At 42.9% G+C, this 22,553-nt stretch carries 18 protein-coding genes; 11 read left to right on the top strand and 7 right to left on the bottom strand.

The features are described from left to right. From JWQ85_RS03005 to JWQ85_RS02995, 3 genes are all read right to left on the bottom strand, one after another. A partial coding sequence (locus tag JWQ85_RS03005; RefSeq protein ID WP_299463728.1) for an acetylxylan esterase occupies positions 1–1,135 on the bottom strand: 1,135 nt, incomplete at its 3' end. A 15-nt stretch (positions 1,136–1,150) separates the two neighbouring features. After that, complete coding sequence (locus JWQ85_RS03000) at positions 1,151–2,383, bottom strand: acyltransferase (protein ID WP_299463725.1); 1,233 nt, start codon at positions 2,381–2,383, stop codon at positions 1,151–1,153. A 159-nt stretch (positions 2,384–2,542) separates the two neighbouring features. After that, positions 2,543–3,505 carry a TIGR01212 family radical SAM protein gene (locus JWQ85_RS02995; protein ID WP_299463722.1) on the bottom strand — a complete coding sequence of 321 codons (963 nt, stop codon included), beginning with the start codon at positions 3,503–3,505 and terminating at the stop codon, positions 2,543–2,545. Between the two features lie 936 nt (positions 3,506–4,441). Here JWQ85_RS02995 and JWQ85_RS02990 point away from each other — a divergent pair. Together JWQ85_RS02990 and JWQ85_RS02985 are read left to right on the top strand one after the other, a co-directional pair. Continuing rightward, on the top strand, positions 4,442–5,341 hold the full coding sequence (locus JWQ85_RS02990) for a hypothetical protein (RefSeq protein WP_299463719.1): 900 nt from the start codon (positions 4,442–4,444) through the stop codon (positions 5,339–5,341). 176 nt (positions 5,342–5,517) lie between these two features. Further along, on the top strand, positions 5,518–6,225 hold the full coding sequence (locus JWQ85_RS02985; RefSeq protein WP_299463716.1) for a hypothetical protein: 708 nt from the start codon (positions 5,518–5,520) through the stop codon (positions 6,223–6,225). Between the two features lie 9 nt (positions 6,226–6,234). Here the strand turns inward: JWQ85_RS02985 and JWQ85_RS02980 are convergent, their stop codons facing one another. Beyond that, positions 6,235–6,927 (bottom strand): hypothetical protein, encoded by a 693-nt coding sequence (locus tag JWQ85_RS02980; RefSeq protein ID WP_299463714.1) that lies wholly within the window; start codon positions 6,925–6,927, stop codon positions 6,235–6,237. Positions 6,928–7,255: 328 nt separating this feature from the next. After that, positions 7,256–7,633: a hypothetical protein gene (locus JWQ85_RS02975; RefSeq protein ID WP_299463711.1), complete on the bottom strand. Its 378-nt coding sequence runs from the start codon at positions 7,631–7,633 to the stop codon at positions 7,256–7,258. Positions 7,634–8,107: 474 nt separating this feature from the next. Here JWQ85_RS02975 and JWQ85_RS02970 point away from each other — a divergent pair, with 474 nt between their 5' ends. The 9 genes from JWQ85_RS02970 (at position 8,108) to JWQ85_RS02930 (ending at position 20,125) form a co-directional block, all read left to right on the top strand. Next, entirely contained in the window at positions 8,108–9,784 is a 1,677-nt protein-coding gene (locus tag JWQ85_RS02970; RefSeq protein WP_299463708.1) for a hypothetical protein, read from the top strand. 63 nt (positions 9,785–9,847) lie between these two features. Then, on the top strand, positions 9,848–13,249 hold the full coding sequence (locus JWQ85_RS02965) for a methylmalonyl-CoA mutase family protein (RefSeq protein WP_299463705.1): 3,402 nt from the start codon (positions 9,848–9,850) through the stop codon (positions 13,247–13,249). Positions 13,250–13,644: 395 nt separating this feature from the next. After that, on the top strand, positions 13,645–14,352 hold the full coding sequence (locus tag JWQ85_RS02960) for a M23 family metallopeptidase (protein ID WP_299463702.1): 708 nt from the start codon (positions 13,645–13,647) through the stop codon (positions 14,350–14,352). Continuing rightward, on the top strand, positions 14,349–15,107 hold the full coding sequence (locus tag JWQ85_RS02955; protein ID WP_299463699.1) for a DUF4846 domain-containing protein: 759 nt from the start codon (positions 14,349–14,351) through the stop codon (positions 15,105–15,107). The genes JWQ85_RS02960 and JWQ85_RS02955 overlap by 4 nt, the downstream gene beginning before the upstream one ends. 578 nt (positions 15,108–15,685) lie before the next feature. Further along, entirely contained in the window at positions 15,686–16,585 is a 900-nt protein-coding gene (locus JWQ85_RS02950; RefSeq protein ID WP_299463696.1) for an ABC transporter ATP-binding protein, read from the top strand. 4 nt (positions 16,586–16,589) lie between these two features. Next, on the top strand, positions 16,590–18,164 hold the full coding sequence (locus JWQ85_RS02945) for a hypothetical protein (RefSeq protein ID WP_299463693.1): 1,575 nt from the start codon (positions 16,590–16,592) through the stop codon (positions 18,162–18,164). A 151-nt stretch (positions 18,165–18,315) separates the two neighbouring features. Then, positions 18,316–18,966: a hypothetical protein gene (locus JWQ85_RS02940; protein ID WP_299463690.1), complete on the top strand. Its 651-nt coding sequence runs from the start codon at positions 18,316–18,318 to the stop codon at positions 18,964–18,966. A 206-nt stretch (positions 18,967–19,172) separates the two neighbouring features. After that, entirely contained in the window at positions 19,173–19,412 is a 240-nt protein-coding gene (locus tag JWQ85_RS02935; protein ID WP_299463687.1) for a hypothetical protein, read from the top strand. 146 nt (positions 19,413–19,558) lie between these two features. Then, positions 19,559–20,125 (top strand): thioredoxin family protein, encoded by a 567-nt coding sequence (locus tag JWQ85_RS02930; protein WP_299463684.1) that lies wholly within the window; start codon positions 19,559–19,561, stop codon positions 20,123–20,125. A 113-nt stretch (positions 20,126–20,238) separates the two neighbouring features. Here the strand turns inward: JWQ85_RS02930 and JWQ85_RS02925 are convergent, their stop codons facing one another. Both JWQ85_RS02925 and pyk read right to left on the bottom strand, forming a co-directional pair. Beyond that, positions 20,239–20,880, bottom strand: a complete 642-nt coding sequence (locus JWQ85_RS02925) for a hypothetical protein (RefSeq protein WP_299463681.1) — start codon at positions 20,878–20,880, stop codon at positions 20,239–20,241. A gap of 137 nt (positions 20,881–21,017) precedes the next feature. After that, positions 21,018–22,454, bottom strand: a complete 1,437-nt coding sequence (pyk, locus tag JWQ85_RS02920) for a pyruvate kinase (RefSeq protein ID WP_299463678.1) — start codon at positions 22,452–22,454, stop codon at positions 21,018–21,020. Between the last annotated feature and the right edge of the window lie 99 nt (positions 22,455–22,553).

Raw genomic sequence — 22,553 nt, 5'->3', positions numbered from 1 at the left:
TGGGGCATGTTATACCTGCGGCAAAGTTTTTCCCGTCGTAATAGTTTAGGTTGCCTACCACTTTCTGGTAAGTAAGCCCGGGCTGTGTTTTAATGTATTTCTTAATATCGTTTATAGGCCAGGTTACCTCGCCATTCAGGTTATTTACATCGCACAGAATAGGGTTTTGCGCCGAGCACAGGTTCACCCTTTTATCTAAACCCGCCGTAGCAAGCGCTAAATAGCCGCCCATGCTACCGCCCGATACCAAAATATTATCGTGCTTAAGGTTTGGCTGCGAATAAATAAAATCTATTCCACGGATACAATCCATTATTACACCGCGCATAACATATTGGTCGCGGTCTTCTATGTGGTAAAAAATAAACTCATCGCGGCGGGTATCAATTGGGCCTCGACTGTTGCCCTGCCCACGTACGTTTAGTGTGATAATAGCCAGGTCTTCATCTAAACCCGTTATAGGCATCAGGTTTACCTGATAGCCCGGCAAACCCAGCAGCACCGAAAACTTATGATCCTTGTTTTTATTGATAGGCACCGTCATCCACCCTTTAATAGTGTAGTTATCCAACGATTGCATCTCTATAAGGTATACCGTACGGTTATCGGTATTCATTTTTGGCATTGGGGTAACCTTAAACTGGGGCTTTACCTTAGCCAGGTCATCTTTAGCTTTTTGCCAGAAGGCATCAAAATCTGCCGGTTTAGCATACTGAGAGCGGATCTCCTCAGGCTGGATACCAAAGGCACGGCGGGTGGTATCGTCATAATCAGATACGTTCACCATAAAATCTACCTTGTAAAAACCGGCCTTAAGGGCAGGCAGGTCAAAGTTAAATTTCTCGGAACCCTTCTTTCCTATTTTAGCGTTTTGTGTACCCGAACCCAGCTTTTTGCCACGCTGGGTAATAATGTACGATACCGTGCCTGTTTGTACAGCATCGGTAGGGTTTTTTACTTCGAAGGTATAGTTAGCCCTGCTATCGAATATGGCGTTTTTGTTGCCAGCGGTAAGTACAGTAGAAATAGCCTCCTCATCATCCTGAAAGAAAGCCGCAGCCGATACCCGTTGCAGGCCTACGGTAGTAATAAAGCAAAGTAGTATAAAAAGTATCTTGGTTGATCTGTTCAACATAATTAGTAATTGCGGCTAAGCATTAATTGCTTCTGATTTATTTTGTGGGGTAAGTACTTTACTTTTGATCAAAAAATTCGACTTCCGGATATAATGATTTAGCGGTTCCTCTATCAGCTTAAACAACAGGATAGATACCCCATTGAGGATGATAAAGGCACACAGCACGTTCAGGTTATCGTACTGGAAAGGCGATACCCAGTCTACGCCCCATTTATCGTAAAGCGCAAAAATATCATCGTTCCATTTGTTAAAGTAGTAATGCAGAAAATCGTACATGTACCCCAAATGGATGAGGTAAAATATGTACGAGCTTTTGCCCAGCAGCTCTACAAACGGGTTGGATAATATCTTTTTGAGCACCGTAGTTTCCGTCAGCAATCCGTAGAAAAACAATGCGATGGATGCCGCCAGCAGGTAGTTATTGGTAATAATGCCAAACGGATGGTGCAAACCCGCAACCTCGCCTTTGGGGATAGGCAGTATGCTCATTATCCACACGCAAACAAATATAAGCCCGAAGCCCATGTAGGTAAATTTGGTTTTTTTCTGTCCGTCCAGTTGCTGCTTACGTACAATAAGCGCCAGTTGTATCCCCGCGAAAAACTCGAAGCTGCGGCCCAAAAAGGTGTAAAGCATCAGAAAGGTAAAGTTGCCAAAGAAACCATACCAGTTAACATGACTAAAAACCAATACCAGCGTAACACCAATTAAGGTGATCACCACCGGCTGAATATAAAACTTGCGGTATTTTTGCGCGAAATAGAATATGAAAGGTGCCGAAAAGTAAAAACACTCTTCCACCGTTAAGCTCCAGCCCTGTGCAATACCCGTAAACTTTAACTGATCAAAAAAGCCCCTTAAAAAGGTGATATGCATCAAAAATAACCCTACCGGGTTGGCAAAACCGTTGGTTACCTTTTGATCGTGCGTGAAATAGTAGGAAACAAACGCCCCAAGCGTAAGCAAAAAGTACATGGGGTAGATACGCGCCACCCTGTTTTTAAGGTACTGGCGAAACCAATCGCCGGTTAGTTTAAAGCTGTCAAAATATCTGAAAGCAATTAAGAAACCCGACAATACAAAGAAAATGGTAACCCCGATATGGAACTCGGTTAGAAAACGTTGCACAGCACGGGGAAAATTTTCATCAAACGCGTAGGCGTAATGCGATATAAATACCAGGAATGCCGCCAAAGCACGCACCCCCGTTAGTGCCGGAATATAGTTTTGTAAAGGTTTCTGCACCGAAACTGATAGTTAATTTTTATTTCTACGGATAATTATACGCAATAGTTATGCAAACTAAGTACCAAGAAGAAGCCCCCTCTAAATCTCCCCCGAAAGGGGAGACTTTCAAAATCTTAAAGCCCTCCCTTCCGGGGAGGGTTTGGGTGGGGCTATTAATTATAAAGCAGCCCCCTGTACTACACCGCGGCTAAGTATGCGTTGGTCAATGTAGTATTGGATCTCGCTTTTTTTGAGTCCCCAGTTAGGGGCTATCAGCAGGTCGCGGTCGCTTAGGCCGAACAGGCGCTGGATAATGATATCCGGGCGAACCCTTGGCAGCAGCTCGCATAAAAAGTCGGCGTACTCATCAATGCCAAACAGCTTGAAAGGTTCGCGTTTGTATTTAACCCCCATAACGCTGCCCTCTACAATGTGCAGGTGATGAAACTTTACAAATTTTATTTGCGCGTGGCGGTTTATCTCGTCGGCGTATTTGAGCATCATATCGTGCGTTTCCCAGGGGAAACCAAATATGGTGTGCACACAAACATCCAGCTTGGTATTTTCGGTAAGCTTAAGGGCTTTCACTAACTCATCGTGACTGCAGCCACGGTTTATCTGGTTCAGCGTATCATCGTAAATGCTTTCCATGCCCATTTCCAGGTCAACGTCAAAGCGGTCGGTATAGCTTTCCAGCAGGGCAATTTTTTCGGCGTCTATACAGTCGGGGCGGGTACCTACGCTAAGGCCCACAATATCCTCGGTGCCGTAGCTAAGGGCCTCGTCGTACATCATTTTTAGGTAATGCGTGGGCGCGTAAGTATTGGTATTGGGCTGAAAGTAAATAATGAATTTATCGGCCTTGTTCCCCTTGCGGGCACGCTCCATGCCCTCCATAACCTGTTGCTTAACAGTGGGGGCGTTACGGCTAACACTTGGCGTAAACGAATCTACATTGCAATACGTGCAGCCGCCATAGCCCTTGCTGCCATCGCGGTTGGGGCAGGTAAAGCCGCCATCAACAATCACCTTAAACACCCGGTGACCCTTGTATTTCTCTTTAAGCCAGGGCCCGTAGTTGTTGTAACCCTTCTCCCACGGCGATTCTACCGATTGTATTGTTGATTCCACTGATTGCATTGCCGCAAAGATAAGCATTTTACGTGTGCGATATGCGAATGTGCAGATACGCAGCTATTTTGAACCTGCAATAACGCAATAGTTCCCTTCTTTGAGAGGGGTTAGGGGTGTGTTAATGAATGTGCAGATGCTATGGTGTGAGAAGTGTTCACGTTCACGGCCGTGAACGCCATCGTGAACGCATAAATAACTAATAATGACCTGTTTAAAAATAAGCTACTGACAAAATAACGTCACCATTAAATCCAAACCTAACACAGGCAAACATGCAAATAATATAGTCTGTTACGCTCCCCCCCGCAAGATCTGTCATTGCATCTTCAAAGGCCACGGGATTTGATAGCTCAGCATGAAATTGGTGTTACCCGCCTTTGTTCCGCGTGTTCCATTTTCTGCAAAATTAACGGGTAGGGAACACGCTTTTTTTCGACGCAAAAACGCCTTTTTCCGCCCCTTTTTTTGTATTTGTAAAGGTGCTGTTGTGGTTAATTGGGTGCGATAGCCCCGCTATCCGCTCATACGCCCGCAGGCTTTAAGCGCGATGGCCGGTATACGCTGCTATCGGGTTTAGGGATGTGCGTAGTATTCCACATCCCCTGTCATTTCGAACGAGGTACGAGGAGAACCGAACGAAGTGAGCTCATCAAAGCCTTAGAAATATAAACACTTGATAAATCTTGTTAAAAGAATAGGTTGTGAACTATGCTTAAAGAACTTGCATAAACCCACAAGCGGGACGCTTGCGGTAGCGGGGAGAATCTTATACGAGGGGAATAGATTGAATGAGTTGTGCGTTGACATAAACAAGTATAATTAGTAAAAGCAATATATTTTAGCTATAAATTACATATTAGTTAATTGAAAATTAGGTAGTTATACGCATTGTAAGTAATAATTTATAATTCTACATTAGCCGGTTAAACACACCTAATTATCATGAGAATTATAAAAAGAAGAATACGGAAACCCGACAATTATTTACTTGGAATAAATACAGGTGATAATTTTTACATAGCAAGCCCATTTATAACAATTGCTAATCAACAATTAGTTATTAACTCCGGTTTTACTCCGGCATTAAACATTGGCGAACAAATTCTTCCTACTATAGATAAATCTGTTTCAAAGTTTAATGCAAAAGGTGGTTTTGTAACACTCAAAGGATTACCAAAAGTTCCGGCTCAACGAGAATTTACTTTTAAAGATTGGCATGGCAATTGGCATACCAAAACAATAGATTATGAACGATATCCTAGACAAATATTATCGGCTCCTTTAAATGAGTTATGTATTGTAGAAGATCTGCAAGGTGAAAAGATTGTCAGATCGCCTTTGTTAAATAATTCGCACGGAAATTATGATAATATTAGGCATACAGTAAATCTATTTCTAGAATTGTTTGGAGAATGCGAAATTTTACAAGACAATTTGCTCCCAGCCCTCAATGTTCCAATAACACGATTAAACTGGGATATTCTACCTCCAGGAAATTATCCATGGGCAACCTTACAGCCAAGAATTCAGACCATAATAAATAACACGCCTATAAATACACGCCAAGCTATTCAAGATAGATTTGAATTTTTGTCAAGCTACACACCAAATTTTGTAGCTACTGGAAGAGCGGGATTTAAAGGATACTTTGTATTTGGTTATCCGAATCGGGATTTCTTTATTCTGGAAAGTATTTTTGAAGGTAATGCGACTTATGTATTGGGCCAAGACTGGAATACCGTAGCTCAACTTTCAAAAGGTGAAATCCTTGACAACCACTTGCATCTCCATCGCTTTTTACATAATGCCACTTGGCAACCTAATATTCATGGAATTCTTTAAACATTAATATTATCCCAATAAGAGAGCCCAACTTGAACTAAAACCTAGTTAATTTACAAGTCAACTACATAACTAGCATCAAATTATTTTTTTTACTGAAACAACCGAGCTTAACGCTGTTAACAAATCTTACAAAAATGAATAATGTCTTACATCACCGTTATATAATTTTTATAATGGCATTAATTATAATCAGTCTTCTCACGTTTAACTACGCACCGAATACACAATTATCAAATTATGTATCATTTGCTGCAACAATCTCCTCGTTAATTTTGGCAATTTTGGCAATCATACAAGGTTTTTTTTCAAATAATTCTTTATCCGATACAGTTAATAACTTAAATAATTCAAGTACTCAAATAGTAAATAATGCAAATAAGTTAGAAGAAATAATTCAGGGGTTTGACGATAGATTAAAGGACATACCAGATGCAATTAAACAGTTGGGAGACAAAATTGAAACATCAAATACTTTCTTAACGCCAAGTAGCAGTTCTGAGCCCGTAAAATCAGAGTTCAGTGAGGCCTTTTATTTACATTTTAAAGAGACGACATCAAGCATAGGTGCTTTACTATTGTATTTTTCTATTAAAAGCTTTAAAAATAAAAAACCGTTTTCTATTGAAGGACTTGATCAGATTATGAGGACTAATTCTACTGATATTCAAAGCTATTGTTACGGCAACATAATCGCTTTAAATTCCCTTTCTGTAATTACTGTAAAAATAACTCGCAATCCAAATCTGGAGTTCTCAGTTAGTTATATAAATGAAGTGTTTTTGGACTTCGAAAACTTCTTGATTACAAAAGAGGAATTTAAAAAAGGGAATAAAGCAAAGATAAAACAAGGAATTGCATACATAGACAACTACTTTAATTAAGTAAACTAGCTAAGCCACCCTTTTTTGCAATGAAGGCCATATAGATCTTATACTGTCACAAGCATTTTCTACTTTACTAATAGTCCAGGCATTTTTTATGGGCGCGTATATTAATCTATCTGAAAAAACGTCTAAAGTCACGCAATCTTTATAATAACAATTTATATTTAATGCTCCCTCTAAATAGGATTTTATCAAGCCTGCAATACACTGCCCCTCTTGTATAGTCAAAAAATGACCTTTTGAAAAAACTAATTTTATAGCCCCTTTTGGTTGATTCGTAATTGCATCAAGTAATAAAATTTCTGGTCGTAAACTAATTATAACACCATTAATAGTAATTGAACTACAATCTTTAAAGCCCTTTATTGCTGGATTTTCAATATATGGTACAAGTTTACTCGAAGCACAGCTGGTTAAGTGACTTAGTGCTTCAATACATGACCTAACTTTTTCTTTTTGATGGTCATTTATAGTTGGCTTTTGAGATAAAATTTCTTTAACCCTATTAAATATTTCTATGTCTTTAACAGAAGCAACAAAATATTCAATTGCCGCTTTTTGTACAGGTGCGTATCGAGTTGTTATAATTTCAGAAGGAAATTTTGCTTCTATTAAAATGCGTCTTTGCCTTGATGGAGTGGCATAAATATACTCCCCTAATTTATTTATCGAAATACGTGGATTTTCATTGACTTTCATTACATATATATTTCTACTAAAATAAATAGTAATTATTGAATATCAGACTATTGTGGATAACTACACGCAATACTCATGCAGATTAAAGTATGTATTATTTACACTATCCCCTTGTGCTATTAGTAAATATTATATCGGCAATTTTACGCTTTGCACTCTGTCCCCTTCCACCCCTAAACCCGATAGCAGCGTATACCTCGTATAGCGGATAGCGGGGCTACCGTAACCCAAGCACCACTGCAATTGCTTTACTAATTAGTTCATTGGTTCGGTGGTTCATTAGTTTATTGGTGTGCGCGGTTGGGATATCGGGCGAGCCATTAGTTGCTTATATGCTGCTGCCCGCTATTATAACCGGCCGCGGGGCGGGGCGGCGCAAAAGGTAACGGAAGGTACTGCCATCTGCCTGGAAAGCGTTTACGAATACCCAGCCCTGGTTGGCCATGTAGTTTAGCGCATCGGCAAGGCTGTTAAATTTAATTTCTTTGCCGTTGTTGTCGCGCAGCCGGTTGTCGCCGGTTGGGTCTTGTCCGTAATCAACTTCGAGGCTTATTTTGGTTGCGAAAAGGCCGCGTGAGGGGTTTACCACGCAGTATTTTTCGGCAGGCACATAGCTGGTATTATTGGTTAGCACGGTGCTGTCGGTTTGTGCGAAGCTTAGATAAGGCAACGCAAACAGGGCCGCCAGCAGAATAAGTTTTTTCATGGTGATATGGTGTTTTAGATATCGGTATGACGGGTTTAAGGGGGTAAGGTTTAACAGCCAAACCTAAGATGGGTGCCTTGTTAGGGAGTGGTAGTGCGTTATGAATCGTTAGTGGTTGTTACGTTTTTTTCTCTCAAAAGAAAGTAACCAAAGAAAAGTCGCGGCTGCGCCGTGTCGCTATTAAAGGTTGTGCTGTGGCAGGGACTGTGCTACCCGCAACACGCCAATGCCGCATTAGGTAGCTAACGTTCTGTTTGTGGGGCTCGGATGGTGGTGAAGTTAGGTGGTGAAACCACACTAAGCATGAGAGGTGCCGAAATAAATTCGGCATGACGGGTTGGTCAAGGATGTTTGCTACCTGTCCTAAAGAGATTGCTTCGTACCTCGCAATGACGTGGTAGAGAGAGATGCCGAAATAAATTCGGCATAACGGTTGGTTTAAAAAAATACTGCATCTTAGCTAAAAATACCCAATTGATTACCCAGGCACTTATCTTACCACTCTTTTGGCTACTGGCCTTTATATTTATTACCGGCATTGGTTTGGCTTGTATGCCTTTTGGCAAACAAAAGGGCGTGCTGGCCGGCAACTTGTTCACCGGGTTTTGGTATGGACTTGGCATCACCATTCTGTTTTTACAGGTATGGAACTTGTTTTTACCTGTTAACAGCCTGGCGTGGCTCTGCCTGTTGCCGGTGGCGGTTTACGGGGCATGGGGCTTAAGGCATTTGCGGTCGGGTTTTAGCAAACCGGGGTTGCTTGCAGGGTTGTTGTGGCTCATCATCTTCGTATTCCTTATTTTAAGCAGCCTTGATAACAGCTATATTTACGATACGCTGGTTTACCATTTTTACACCATTAAGTGGCTGGGCAGCTACCCCGTAACACCGGGCATGGGCAATGTATTTACTTATCTGGGGCTTAACCAGTCGTACTTTTTATACCCTGCGTTTTTAGATGCCCTATGGGGCCATTACCGTGGCGCCTGTGCTGCCAACGGCCTGCTGGCTTTGGTTATATGCAGCGAAATTGTGTACCGAAACGCCGCCTGCCTGCAGGGTAAACAAAAGCTTAGCTTTTATGCGCTGTTCCAACTGTTGTTTTTGCCGCTGTGCATCAACATAGGCGTGCAAAACCTGAGCAGCCCCACACCCGATATATTCATTAACCTACTCACGTTTAAAGTTATCTCGGATATTATTGCCTGTATCGAAACCAAAAAGATAACCTTCCAGGATATATTTTTGCTGGCCTTTTACTGCCTGCTGGGCATTGTAATGAAGTTTAGCTTTATTGGCGTTGCCCTGGGTGCCGCCGTTGTGCTGATATGGCTGCTGGTTGCAAACAAACTTTACAAAGCCGGCAGCATGCTAATTGCGCTTGCCCTCGGCCTGCTTTTATTGGTGCCATGGGCGATAAGGGGCGGGATCTCCAGCGGATATATCGCTTTCCCCGTAACCATGTTCCCGCTACCGGTAGACTGGAAAATGCCGGCCAGAGAGTTGGAGCTTTTTATGGCTTTTGTAAAAGGTTTTGCCCGTACCCACCTGCATGGGCAGCCCGGTATTGATGCCGCCTACACCTACACCTGGATCCCCAACTGGATAAAAAGGATGGCCACCACCTTCGGCTTTATGGTACCGCTGCTGTTGGCTATAGGAGTCGGTATAGTACTGCGCTTTAAACGGATAAACGCCACTAAACTATACTATGTACTTGTACCCTTGTTTATCGCTATTGCTTTTTGGCTGGTAACCGCGCCCGATATCCGCTTCGCGGTATTTACCTTTTGGGCGCTTGGCCTTGCACCGCTGGCGTATCTTATCAGCAATACCGGTGTTAGGTATACAAGGCTTTTCCCAGCCTTTATTTCGGTTTGCTGTTTGCTTATCATGATCCGTAATTTTAATACAGATATTACCCCGCTGGGCGATGTACCGCCTATAAAAAGCACGGTATTTGTAACCAGATCGGGCTTAAAAATAAACGTGGTGACCAACAGCGCCACATCCGATAACTGGGATATACGCGACTGCAACATCCCCTGCTCGGTGCATCCCGATAGCTCGTTAACCCTGCGGGGAAGCACTATTAAGGATGGCTTTAAGTTAGTCCGCCCCGCTAAAAACAACGCGCCGCTGGCACATTAAAAAACTATGCATGCATAGTTCTGCAAATTGATTAATTTTGTGCTTTATCAATTATCCGCCTGCATGGAAAGCATCGCTCCTTATAAATCTAAGTTCAAAATTCGCTTTGTTACCGCTGCCTCGTTATTTGACGGGCACGACGCTACCATCAACATTATGCGCCGCATTTTGCAGAGCACAGGTGCCGAGGTGATACACCTGGGTCACAACCGCAGTGTAGATGAGGTAGTGAATTGCGCTATACAGGAAGATGTGCAGGGCATTGCCCTTACCAGTTACCAGGGCGGCCACGTAGAGTATTTTAAATACATGCACGACCTGCTGGCCGAGCGTGGCGCGGGGCATATTAAGATCTTCGGCGGTGGCGGCGGGGTTTTCCTTCCGCAGGAAATTGCTGAGCTGCAGGCCTACGGCATCAGCAAGATCTACTCGCCCGATGATGGCCGCACCATGGGCCTGCAGGGTATGATAAACGACATGATGCAGCAGTGCGATTTCCAAACCGTTAGCAAACTAAACGGCGAGCTAAAGCATCTGCCGCAAAAAAATATAAAGGCGATAGCCAGCTTAATAACCCTTGCCGAAAACGAGAGCCTTGGCGAAAGCCCAATCACCGATCATAAACCAATCAACAATCAACAATCTACCAATATACCTGTATTGGGCATAACGGGAACAGGTGGCTCGGGTAAATCCAGTTTGGTGGATGAGATAGTAAGGCGCTTTTTAATGGAGACGGATAAAACCTTAGCCATTATCTCTGTTGACCCCAGCAAGCGTAAAACGGGCGGTGCCTTATTAGGCGACAGGATCCGTATGAATGCCATAAACAATCCGCGGGTGTATATGCGCTCACTGGCAACACGCCAGGCTAATTTAGCCTTAAGCGGCCACGTGCAGGAAGCTATTGATATTTGCAAGGCGGCCGGGTATGATATGGTGATAGTGGAAACATCAGGTATCGGGCAATCGGACACTATGATAACCGATTACTGCGACCTTTCCCTGTACGTAATGACCCCCGAGTTTGGCGCAGCCACCCAGTTAGAGAAAATTGACATGCTCGATTTTGCCGACCTGGTAGCCCTTAATAAATTTGATAAACGCGGCGCTTTAGATGCCATACGCGATGTGCGCAAGCAGTACAAGCGCAACCATATGCTTTTTGATGCCAAGGATGATGACCTGCCTGTTTACGGTACCATGGCATCGCAGTTTAACGACCCGGGCATGAACACCCTTTTTACCGCCCTGATGAAAACCGTTAAGGCGAAGACGGGGGTGGACCTTCTGGGGAATCAAGAATCAAGAGTCAATACAAAAGAGGGCGAATCGGAGAAGATCTATATTATACCACCTGATAGGATAAGATATCTGGCAGAGATAGCTGAAAGCAGCGTGGCCTATACCAATTGGGTGAACGAGCAGTGTAAAATAGCCCAGCAGATGTTTAATGTTAGGGGGACGATTGACCTGTTGGCTAAACACACCCCTAACCCCTCTCAAGAGGGGAACCAAATAACAGGATTAGAGGATATTTATACCCATCTGGAAGACCACCTGCACGCCGATTGCAAGCGCCTTTTAAAGGAATGGCCCGAAACGGTTGCCAAATACAAAGCCGAAAACTTCATCTATAAAGTACGCGATAAAGAGATCAAATTGCCTTTGTATTATACCTCGTTATCGCAATTAAAAGTGCCTAAGATCTCGCTGCCTAAATACGAGGCCTGGGGCGATATTCTGCGCTGGTTGCTTACCGAGAATGTACCGGGTGAGTTCCCATACGCCGCCGGTGTATTCCCGCTGAAGCGCGAAGGTGAAGACCCAACCCGTATGTTCGCGGGAGAGGGTGGTCCCGAACGGACGAACAAACGTTTCCATTATGTATCGCTTGGTCAGCCGGCGCACAGGTTGTCTACCGCGTTTGATTCGGTAACCCTGTATGGCGAAGACCCGCACGAACGGCCCGATATCTACGGTAAAATAGGTAACTCGGGCGTAAGCATTGCCACGCTGGATGATGCTAAAAAGCTGTATTCGGGCTTTGACCTTTGCCACGCCAGTACATCGGTAAGCATGACCATTAACGGGCCTGCTCCAATGCTGCTGGGTTTCTTCATGAATGCTGCTATAGATCAGCAATGCGAAAAATACATCACCGAAAATAAGCTGGAACATTTGGTAGAGGCGAAGTATAAGGAGCTGTATGATGATAAGGGGTTGGTGAGGCCGCAATACCAGGGAGGCAAGTTGCCGAATGGTAATAGTGGTTTAGGCCTTATGCTCCTCGGCCTTACCGGCGACCAGGTTTTACCTGCCGATGTTTACGAGAAGATCCGCACCTATGCCATTGCTACCGTGCGTGGTACCGTTCAGGCCGATATATTAAAGGAAGACCAGGCACAAAACACCTGCATCTTCAGTACCGAATTTGCCCTGCGGATGATGGGCGATATCCAGCAGTATTTTATCAACCAAAAGGTTAGGAATTTTTACTCGGTATCTATCTCGGGTTACCATATTGCCGAGGCAGGCGCCAACCCTATTACCCAACTGGCCTTCACCCTCAGCAATGGTTTTACCTATGTAGAGTATTACCTGAGCCGGGGCATGAACATCGACGATTTCGCGCCTAACCTTTCCTTCTTCTTCAGCAATGGCATCGACCCTGAATATAGCGTTATAGGCCGTGTAGCAAGGCGCATATGGGCCAAAGCTATCAAGAACAAGTACAAGGGGAACGATCGCTCACAGAAGCTTAAATACCATATACAGACAAGCGGGCGCTCCTTACACGCGCAGGAGATCGACTTTAACGATATCCGTACCACGCTGCAGGCTTTGTATGCCATTTACGATAACTGTAATTCGTTACACACCAACGCCTACGATGAGGCTATTACCACCCCTACCGAAGAATCGGTACGCAGAGCGATGGCTATCCAACTCATCATTAACCGCGAGCTTGGTTTAGCTAAAAACGAGAACCCTATACAGGGCGCTTTCATTATAGAAGAACTAACCGACCTGGTAGAGCAGGCTGTATTAATCGAGTTTAAAGCCATTAACGATCGTGGCGGTGTACTGGGTGCTATGGAAACCATGTATCAGCGTAGCAAGATCCAGGAAGAATCGCTTTATTACGAAACTTTGAAACATACCGGCGAGTACCCTATCATCGGGGTAAATACCTTCCTGAACAAAAAGGGATCGCCCACCATTGTACCATCCGAAGTGATTCGTGCTACCGAGGAAGAAAAACAATTCCAGATAGCAGCCCTGCACCTGTTTCAGCAACGGAACCAGGAGCATGCCCCAGAATTATTGAAAGAGCTGCAGCAGCGCGCCATAGCCGGCGATAACATCTTCGAGGCGCTGATGCAAGCATGTAAGTATTGCAGCTTGGGGCAAATCAGTAATGCGCTTTATGCCGTTGGCGGGCAGTATCGAAGGAATATGTAAGAGGTGGAGACTTTTAGAATCAAGAGTCAAGATATAAGAAAGAATCGTCATCCTGAACTTGGCGGTACCTTCGGCCCGGGCTTTACGCTAATACTGCACAAGACTTAGCCACATGGCCGGTATCCGCTGCAACCCCTAACGCAAACGGTTCTTTGCTCCGTAGGTGCTACCGCTTTGTAGTATAAGCTATTGTATATCTTTTGCTCCGTAGGTGCAATCCATGGGTAGCCCCTACAGGGCAAAGGGCATTTTTACTACAATACTACAAAGCGGTAGTTCCTACGGAACATTTAATTTACCTGTCCGCTTTGTCCAAACCCACCCGTATACCTAAACGGACGGACAAAACCCTACTTGCATACCACCCTGCTTTTCTATAAATTTAAGCACCAATTATGAAGAAACTGCTATTGATATTCGCTATCGCGTTATTTGCTATTTCAGCCTTTGCACAAGATGTAAAATCTACCTGTCAAAAAATAAATGAGCTTAATAATCGCGTATTAAACGGCACCATTAAACGGGCCAATGCAGCAAAGCAATTTAAAACGTTGCTGGCGCAAATAAAAGGCAGCGTTTCAATTGGTAACCCTGCCTGGGTATTTCCGCTTAAAGGATATAAAAGCAGTGCTATTGGCGGCACCAATGGCAACGGCTACAGTGATAAAGGTTATAATTATTTAGACGGCAATAAACATACCGCCCACCCCGCACATGATATTTTCATAAACGATAAAAACCAGGACGGCATCGACGACCGCAGCCTTAAACCTGTTGATGTATTAGCCGTAGCAGACGGCATCGTGGTAGCCTGCAGTAACGATTGGGAACCCGCAAGCACCTTAAGAGGTGGTAAATTCATTTGGGTGTATCATCCCACAACAGGTATATTTAGTTACTACGCGCACAACCAGGCCATATTTGTACAACCGGGTGATGAGCTTAAGGCCGGCGATAAAATTGCCGAAGTGGGCCGTACCGGGCTTAACGCCTACAAAAAACGCTCGCCAACGCATTTGCACTTTTCGGCATTTAAAATCGTGAACGGGTTGCCTGTACCTTTTAATCCTTACCAGCAACTGGTTAAATCAACAAAAAAATGAAAAGTATCTTAGTCTTGATGTTATTGGTTGTGCTGGCAGCATTCACCCTAACAGATAATATACACACGCGCTTTAAGCCATCAGCAGGCTATACGCGTGTTGCCGTTGCACCCGGTAGCTTTGGGGCTTACCTGCAATCGTTAACGCTTAAACCCGCGGGCACCCATACCAAAACTTACACAGGTAGCATTGCCCGCACCGACCTTTACACCGCAGCCGTTATTGATATGAGTATTGGCAGCCAGGACCTGCAACAATGTGCCGACGCCGTAATGCGCCTGCGTGCCGAGTACCTGTATCAGCAGAAAAACTATAAGGCCATAGCCTTTAATTTTACCAGTGGTTTTAAATGCGATTATATCCACTATGCCGATGGCTATCGTTACGCAAACGAACGTTGGGTACTTAAAGGCAAAAAAGATTACAGCTACCCCAATTTTTTACGGTACATGAACCTGGTATTCTCCTACGCCGGTACGCTATCGCTCCAGAAAGAATTAAAACCGGTTACCAACCCTAACGATATTAAAGCCGGCGATGTGTTTATTAAGGGAGGTTCGCCGGGCCATTGTTTTATAGTAATGGATGTTGCCGAAAGCAACGCCCATAAAAAGCAGTTCCTATTGGCGCAAAGCTTTATGCCCGCCCAAAATATACAGGTGCTGCAAGATGGTTCCCCATGGTTTAGCCTGGGTACAGTCGCCGAAGTACCCTATGGGGAATTGGTTGACGCGAAATATTTAAAAAGGTTTTAGAGTCAAGAAAAACCCGTCATCCTGAACTTGTTTCAGGATCTCTCAAGACAAGTATCCCATTCATGTGAGATGCCCGGCATGACGTATTGTTAATGGCGTTACCTTCGGCCCGGGCTTTACACTCATACGCGCACAGGCATTAATCACATGGCTGGTATCCGTTGCAATTCCTAACGCAAACGGTTCTTTTGCTCCGTAGGTGCAATCCATGGGTAGCCCCTACAGGGCAAAGAGTATTTTTACTACAATACTACAAAGCTGTAGTTCCTACGGAACATTTAATTACCTGTCCGCTTTGTCCAAACCCACCCGTATACCTAAACGGACGGACAAGCCTAAAATCAGATATAAGAAAACCATGTCATTGCGAGGAACGTAGTGACGCGGCAACCTCGTCGTCAATGCATGAACGTTTGCATGCGACGAGATTGCCACGCTATCGCTCGCAATGACATGGAGTAGAATCTGTCCGCGTTGTCCAAACTTTCCGTATACCTAAACGGACGGACAAGCTAAAATCCGCATGTTTTGCAATTAGGCCTTATTTCCTTTTTTGTGTAACATTGGTGGCGATATGCATGTCATACCCACCATATAACTTCCACATGGCCTTAGAAATAACCAACCTTACCAAACAATATAGCACACAAAAAACCGCCTTAAACAATTACTCTATCACCATAAATAAGGGAATATTGGGTCTATTGGGCCCAAACGGGGCAGGTAAATCAACCCTAATGAAACTTATTGCCACTATCAGCAAACCTACACAGGGTACTTTGTTTTTAGATGGTACCGATATTGTGCAACACCCCGATGCTATACGCCGGGTACTGGGTTATCTGCCGCAGGATTTTGGTGTATACCCTAACCTTAACGCTTACGAGTTTTTAGAATATATAGCCGCCATGAAAGGTGTTGGCGGCACCGGCCTGCGCAAGCGCATCGATGTATTGCTGGAAGGTGTAAACCTTACCGCGGATGCCAAAAGGCCTATAGGCACTTACTCGGGCGGTATGAAACAGCGTATAGGCATAGCCCAGGCCTTGCTTAATGATCCTAAAGTTTTAATTTTTGACGAACCCACCGTAGGCCTCGATCCGGAAGAAAGGATGCGGTTTAGGCAACTGATCGCTGATCTGGCGCAGGATTGCATCATCATCCTTTCATCGCATATTGTATCTGATATTGAAACTATTGCCGATGAGGTGGCTATTATGCAGGATGGCAGGTTGATCACCAAAGGCTATCAACAGGATATAATTAAACAAGCCGATGGGCAGATCTTTGAGATATTTTTAGAGAATAACTCCCTTACCGAATTTAAAAACCGGTACAAAGTAATTGATACCGCCCGCCAAAACGACCGGATAAAGGTACGCTACATCAGCAACGATGCACATGCAGCCCCATCATCTACCGCCGTTAAAGCTACTTTAGAGGATGCTTACTTGTTTTTAACTCAAAACAACGCCTAAGCATATGCCATACATCTACAATATTATTAAGGCAGATTACTTGCAGCGCACCCGCAGCTATTCGTTTTTAATAACGCTGGCTGTAACCGTGTACGCGGCTTACTCGTTTGTACCGCCAAGCAGTGCAGCTTATACCACTTTAAGCGCTTCGGGTTATAAGGGGGTTTATAATTCGGCCTGGGTGGGATATGTATCCGCCATCATGACTACCGTAATGTTATCCTTCTACGGCTTTTTACTGGTAAATAGTGGTATTAAAAAAGATATAGATACCGAGGTAGGTTTGATCATCGCTACCACCCCCATCAGCAATTTTAAATACCTGCTATGTAAACAGCTAAGTAATTACCTGGTATTGTTAACCATTGCCGGCTGCACATTTGTTGTAAGTTTCATCCTGTTTTTTATCCGTGGCGCGGGCTATCCGTTCATCCTGTCTAACTTTGTTTTGCCCTACCTGTTCTTCGCGGTACCCGCATTATTTATGATTGCATCGCTGGCTGTAGTAGCCGAGGTATTTTTGGGCAAACGCAACATTCTGCAATACATTATTTGCTTTTTTTTATGCGGGGCAACCATGTCTTTTATTACCAAGAGTGGTGATAACTCCAGCGGTGTATTTGATCCGTTTGGGTTAAGCCTCATCACAAAAAGCATCACCAGGCAAATTAACTCGCAGTTTCACGAGCATGTTAAAGATGTATCGTTCGGCTTTATATTTAACGGGCACCGCAAATACAAACCTTTTGTTTGGGAAGGTATCAGCTGGTCGGCAGTGTTTATCTTCAGTCGTGTTTTATGGATGGGCTTTGGCTTAGCGCTTACTTATTTCTCTTCCCTGTTTTTTCACCGGTTCGATTTTAAGCAGGCCGCGGGTAAAAAGAAAATAAAGGTAATACAGCAACCAGAGGCAGATAAACTAACTATTAACCCCGCAGGTATTACCCGCCAAACCATGCCGCCGCTTGTTTTTAACTACGGCATATTTCCATTCATTAAAACAGAATTATTACTGCTGATACGGCAGGGGAATAAATGGCTATGGCTACTAAATTCCGGTTTATGGATTGCCATGTTTATAGTGCCCTTACCTATTGCCTACACCTATATGCTGCCTATACTGCTGTTTCTGCAGGTAACACGCTGGTCTGACCTTGTTACTAAAGAGAAAACCAACCGCGTACATTATTTCGCGTATGCATCGTATAAGCCCTTGCTGCGAATGCTGCCCGCGCAAATTTTTGCTGGTATATTATTAGCCCTTGCGTTAGCCCTGCCTGTACTGTTGCGCAATGCCGCGGGCTTAAACGGTTATGCCATTATTAATATAGTTAACGGCTCTGTGTTTATTGTTTTACTGGCGGCAACACTGGGGATATTAAGCGGCGGCAAAAAACTGTTCGAGGTGGTGTTTTTTATGCTGACCTACGCTATAGTAAATAAAGTACCCGTAGCAGATTATCTTGGCGGTTTAACACATGGCAATACTATTACTTACATTTTTATTATAGCAGGTATAAATATAGGCCTTGCCTGCGCCGGCTTTTTAACCAGGAGTTACCAGGTCAAGCATCTTTAAAGAATAATTTCACCCCGGCAAATGTGTATAAATGTGTGGCACATTTATACATTTTAATACCCATTTTATTGCATTAACTACTTATAAATAAGATAATTAGATAGTTTTATACTACTGTTTAATTATGAAAACTTATTATATAACGTTTTTAATGATTTTTATCGTAGCCGATACAAATGCCCAGCGCCTCCAGATGATAAATTACGAGGAGCGATCGTCACAAACACGTAGTGCTTTTTTTTATTGGTCGATACCCGATTCCGCTTGCCTCACCGTTGTTAAAAGTGAGCTTCAACTATTATCTGAGTTTTTTTTCAAATCACCCGCATACTGGTATTTCGACAGTGTGGAAGTACTTCCAAAGGAAATATCACAATCCAATATTAATATCAATAGCATCTTCCTGGATATTAACTCGCTAAAAGCGCCGGGCGAAACAACTATCGACCATGTAAACATGGTTAGTACACTGGCCCACGAGTATGTTGAACTAATTATTCTTAAATATAATTTAGACCTCACCAGTGAGGAGAAGATAATTTTTACCGATTATCTTTCGGGTTATTACTTAAGCAGCAGGTTTCGTAATGCCAGTAAAAACAAGGAAAAGTGTATGTGGTTAACCACCTATTTTGATACCAGCTATACTGCCGTCAATTGTAATTTACCGGCAAACAGCAAATTAGCAATGGTAAAAGGAGCTGATGACTTTTTAAATAATTACAGAAAACGACAGGCTTTTACCCTTCAAGATATAATTCGCGCGGGATTAAATGTAACAGCAACTATAGATATACCATAAGGGGACTCTTTTTTACCAAACAGTGTATTTTGTACACTTTTGTGTACATAAAAGCTTCTTTCTAATTTAATAAACATGCCTTGCACAAGTTTATTAAAAACAGCTCTTGTAGCTATGTATCCTATAGGTTGTTATTTACTGTTAAAAAATAATACGCTAAGGCACGGCTATTGCCTTATATGGTTGGACTACTTGATTAATTGATCATGAAATACATACTTGAAAGCCTGCTCCAAATATTCGTTATTTTCATGATGGTTGTCTTTGCTATCGGCTGTATTTTAGCAGTCACCGGAACGTTTGATCATTGGACAGAGCGTTACAATTTAAAACGCAGAAGGCGCCGTTTACTAAAGGGCAACTTATCAAAAAAAGCAGGTGATATAAAGGCCGGCGATACTCAATATTATTCTACCGAGCCCGATGATGATTCAATAACCCCATAACGATTAATATACCCCAAGCTATTTTTATTAAACACGGGGCCCTGCATATGCGGGGCTTTTTATGCGATAAACATCCCAATAATATTACGATATTGTTACAGATGCCTGTTACTACTATTTATATATTTAGAAAAAATAAACATATCATGAAGAAATTACTGTTTACAGTCGCGATAATTGCCTTGTCGGTTGCTGCAAAAGCACAGCAAACCGCTAAACCGCCGGCATCCCCAACTATCGCTGTAAAACCGTTGGATACTACAAAGCACCAAACGCCAAAATTATATAACCCGGCTGCCGATGCTAAGGCTGATATTGCAGCTGCTGTAAAAACGGCACAGGCGCAACATAAAAATGTATTGCTGCAAATTGGCGGTAACTGGTGTGTTTGGTGCCTGCGTTTTAATGACCTGGTTACTAAAGATGCCGACCTTACCAAATACCTTACCGATAATTACGTGGTACTACACGTAAACTGGAGCCCCGAGAATAAGAATGAAAAAGTACTGGCTGATCTGGGCTACCCGCAACGTTTCGGCTTCCCGGTGTTTGTTGTGTTAGATGGTAAAGGCAACCGTTTGCATACTCAAAACTCCGGTTACCTGGAAGAAGGCAAAGGCCACAGTAAAGCCAAAGTGATGGAGTTCTTCGAGAACTGGTCGCCAAAAGCACTTGACCCTAAGACTTATGTTGAAAAGGAAAAGGCGAAGTAGTGATTAGAGGTTAGTGATTAGTTAATTAGAAATAAACCATCATGCCGAACTTATTTCGCCATATCTCATGCAAATCACCGTCTGTAAGGTCCCGAAACAGTTCGGGAAGATGTTTAAAGCTTTTTAACATCTTCCGGTTTAATTATATATCCATATAAATAAGCTTTGGTATTGTTATCCTTCAAAGCTTTTAAAATTGCTTTGCCACTTTTCGAAATTTCCAGCTTAAATTCTTTTCTATTTCTTCCTACCGCAAGTTCGTAGGTTAAAACCCATTTATTATCATTCTTGCTAGTTAGTTTCACCTGATATTGTTCCGGTAAGTACTCATAAAAGCCAGTTGCTTCTATTTCATTGAAATTAACGGGAGTTTCTTTTTCTCTGATCAATATATGATCGGCGTTTTGCACAAGGAAAACATTCTCTCCCGAATATTTAGGTGCGGTATTTTGCGAACGAAGACGGTAGTCCCCAAAGTAATCGCCATCACCATTAACTATCTGTAAATAGTCAGCTTGATAGGATTGACTCCCAATGCGCTGTTGAAGATTAAGAACGGTAGGGGTTGAATTATACCCGTCAGAGGCGGTAGATACCGAACCATTATAGGTATTTCTATTTTCTATATTGGTTACAATAAAAACAAAGTTTTTGGACTTTACCATTTCAGAGACGGAGATTGCTTTTTGAGAAAAAGCCCCACTCAATATCCATAGGGATAAACATGATGTGGTAAGAATTTTTTTGATGATCATTAGATAAAGGTTTAATATGTTATTATAGGACTTCACAAATTACTGATGGTTTAATCTTAAAAAATAAAAAGAGGGTTACGCATTAAGCATAACCCTCTTTTTATTTAAATCGACCAGAAACTAATCTCCAATCACTATTATTCAATAACGCTTACTTTAAGCATATTGGTTTTGCCTTTTTTAACAATTGGCACGGCTGCGGTATTAATAACCACATCGCCAGCGTTAAGCAAGCCTTCAGATTTTAGGATGTTGTTCACATCAGCAATAGTTTGGTCGGTACTTTCTGTTTTATCGTAATAGAAAGCCCTTACACCCCAAACAAGGCTAAGCGCGTTTAACAACTGCTTGTTTGATGTAAAGATGTAAGTACCTGCTTTAGGGCGGTAGCTTGATATTTCAAAAGCGGTGTAACCAGAAACGGTCATGCTTACAATACCCATTGCTTTTGTATGCTCGGCCAGGTAAACGGCAGAACCACAAAGCGCATCGCTTAAATAATTGGTAGATGCAGTATCTGTATTCTCTGCTTTTGAAGCATTGAACGGATAACCCAGGTCTTCTACGTTACGAACGATCTTAGCCATAGTTTCGATAACTATAACCGGGAATTCACCAACTGATGTTTCACCGCTTAACATCACCGCATCGGCACCATCAAGCACAGAGTTGGCCACATCATTAACCTCGGCACGTGTTGGGCGCGGGGTAGTTATCATTGATTCCAGCATCTGGGTAGCAACAATAACCGGCTTTGATGCATCACGGCATTTACGGGCTATCATTTTTTGCAGCAATGGCACTTCTTCCAATGGCATTTCAACACCAAGGTCACCACGGGCAATCATCACACCATCAGTAGCGGCAATTATCTCGTCAATATTATCAATAGCCTCTGGCTTTTCAACCTTGGCAATTACACGGGCAGATTTACCACTTTCGCGGATGATACGTTTAAGATCTATAATATCCTGGCCGGTACGTACAAATGAAAGGCCTATCCAATCTACATCCCACTGTAAAGCGTATTGCAGGTTTACAAGGTCATCAGGTGTTAAGCTTGGGATAGATACTTTAGTGTTTGGCAGGTTAACACCTTTACGTGATGTTAATATACCACCATGTACTACTTCGCAAACAACAGTATCAAGGCGGTTAGTTTCAATAACCTTTAGTTGCAATTTACCATCATCCAATAAAATGATCTCGTTTGCCTGTACATCCTGCGGGAAGGTTTCATAAGTAATGTATATCTGGTTATCATCACCAATACATTCTTTTGTGGTTATGTTAATACGGGTACCATTAATTAAATGGATACCGCCATCTTTTACTAAACCGATACGAATTTTAGGGCCTTGTAAATCGGCAAGGATACCTACATTGGTTTTATATTCGTCGTTTATCTCGCGGATAAGGTCAATAAATTTCTTGTGGTCTTCGGGTTTACCGTGCGAAAAATTCAAGCGGCACACATTTAAACCGGCTCTTATCATGGCTAATAAAACTTCTTTCTTAGCCGACGCCGGGCCCATTGTGGCAACAATCTTAGTACGATTATAGTAAAATTTCATATTTTCAGGTTAAATTCAGGGCAATATTAAGTATTGTGTATTATTTACACATCTAAATTTCCGCTAAAATAATAGATTTTCGCGTGATTTTATTTTTTT

Origin of the sequence: Mucilaginibacter sp. (assembly GCF_028288105.1) — a bacterium.
Classification (GTDB): Bacteria; Bacteroidota; Bacteroidia; order Sphingobacteriales; family Sphingobacteriaceae; genus Mucilaginibacter.
The sequence above is the reverse complement of the archived record's forward strand: the minus strand, read 5'-3'. Positions and strand labels throughout refer to the sequence as shown.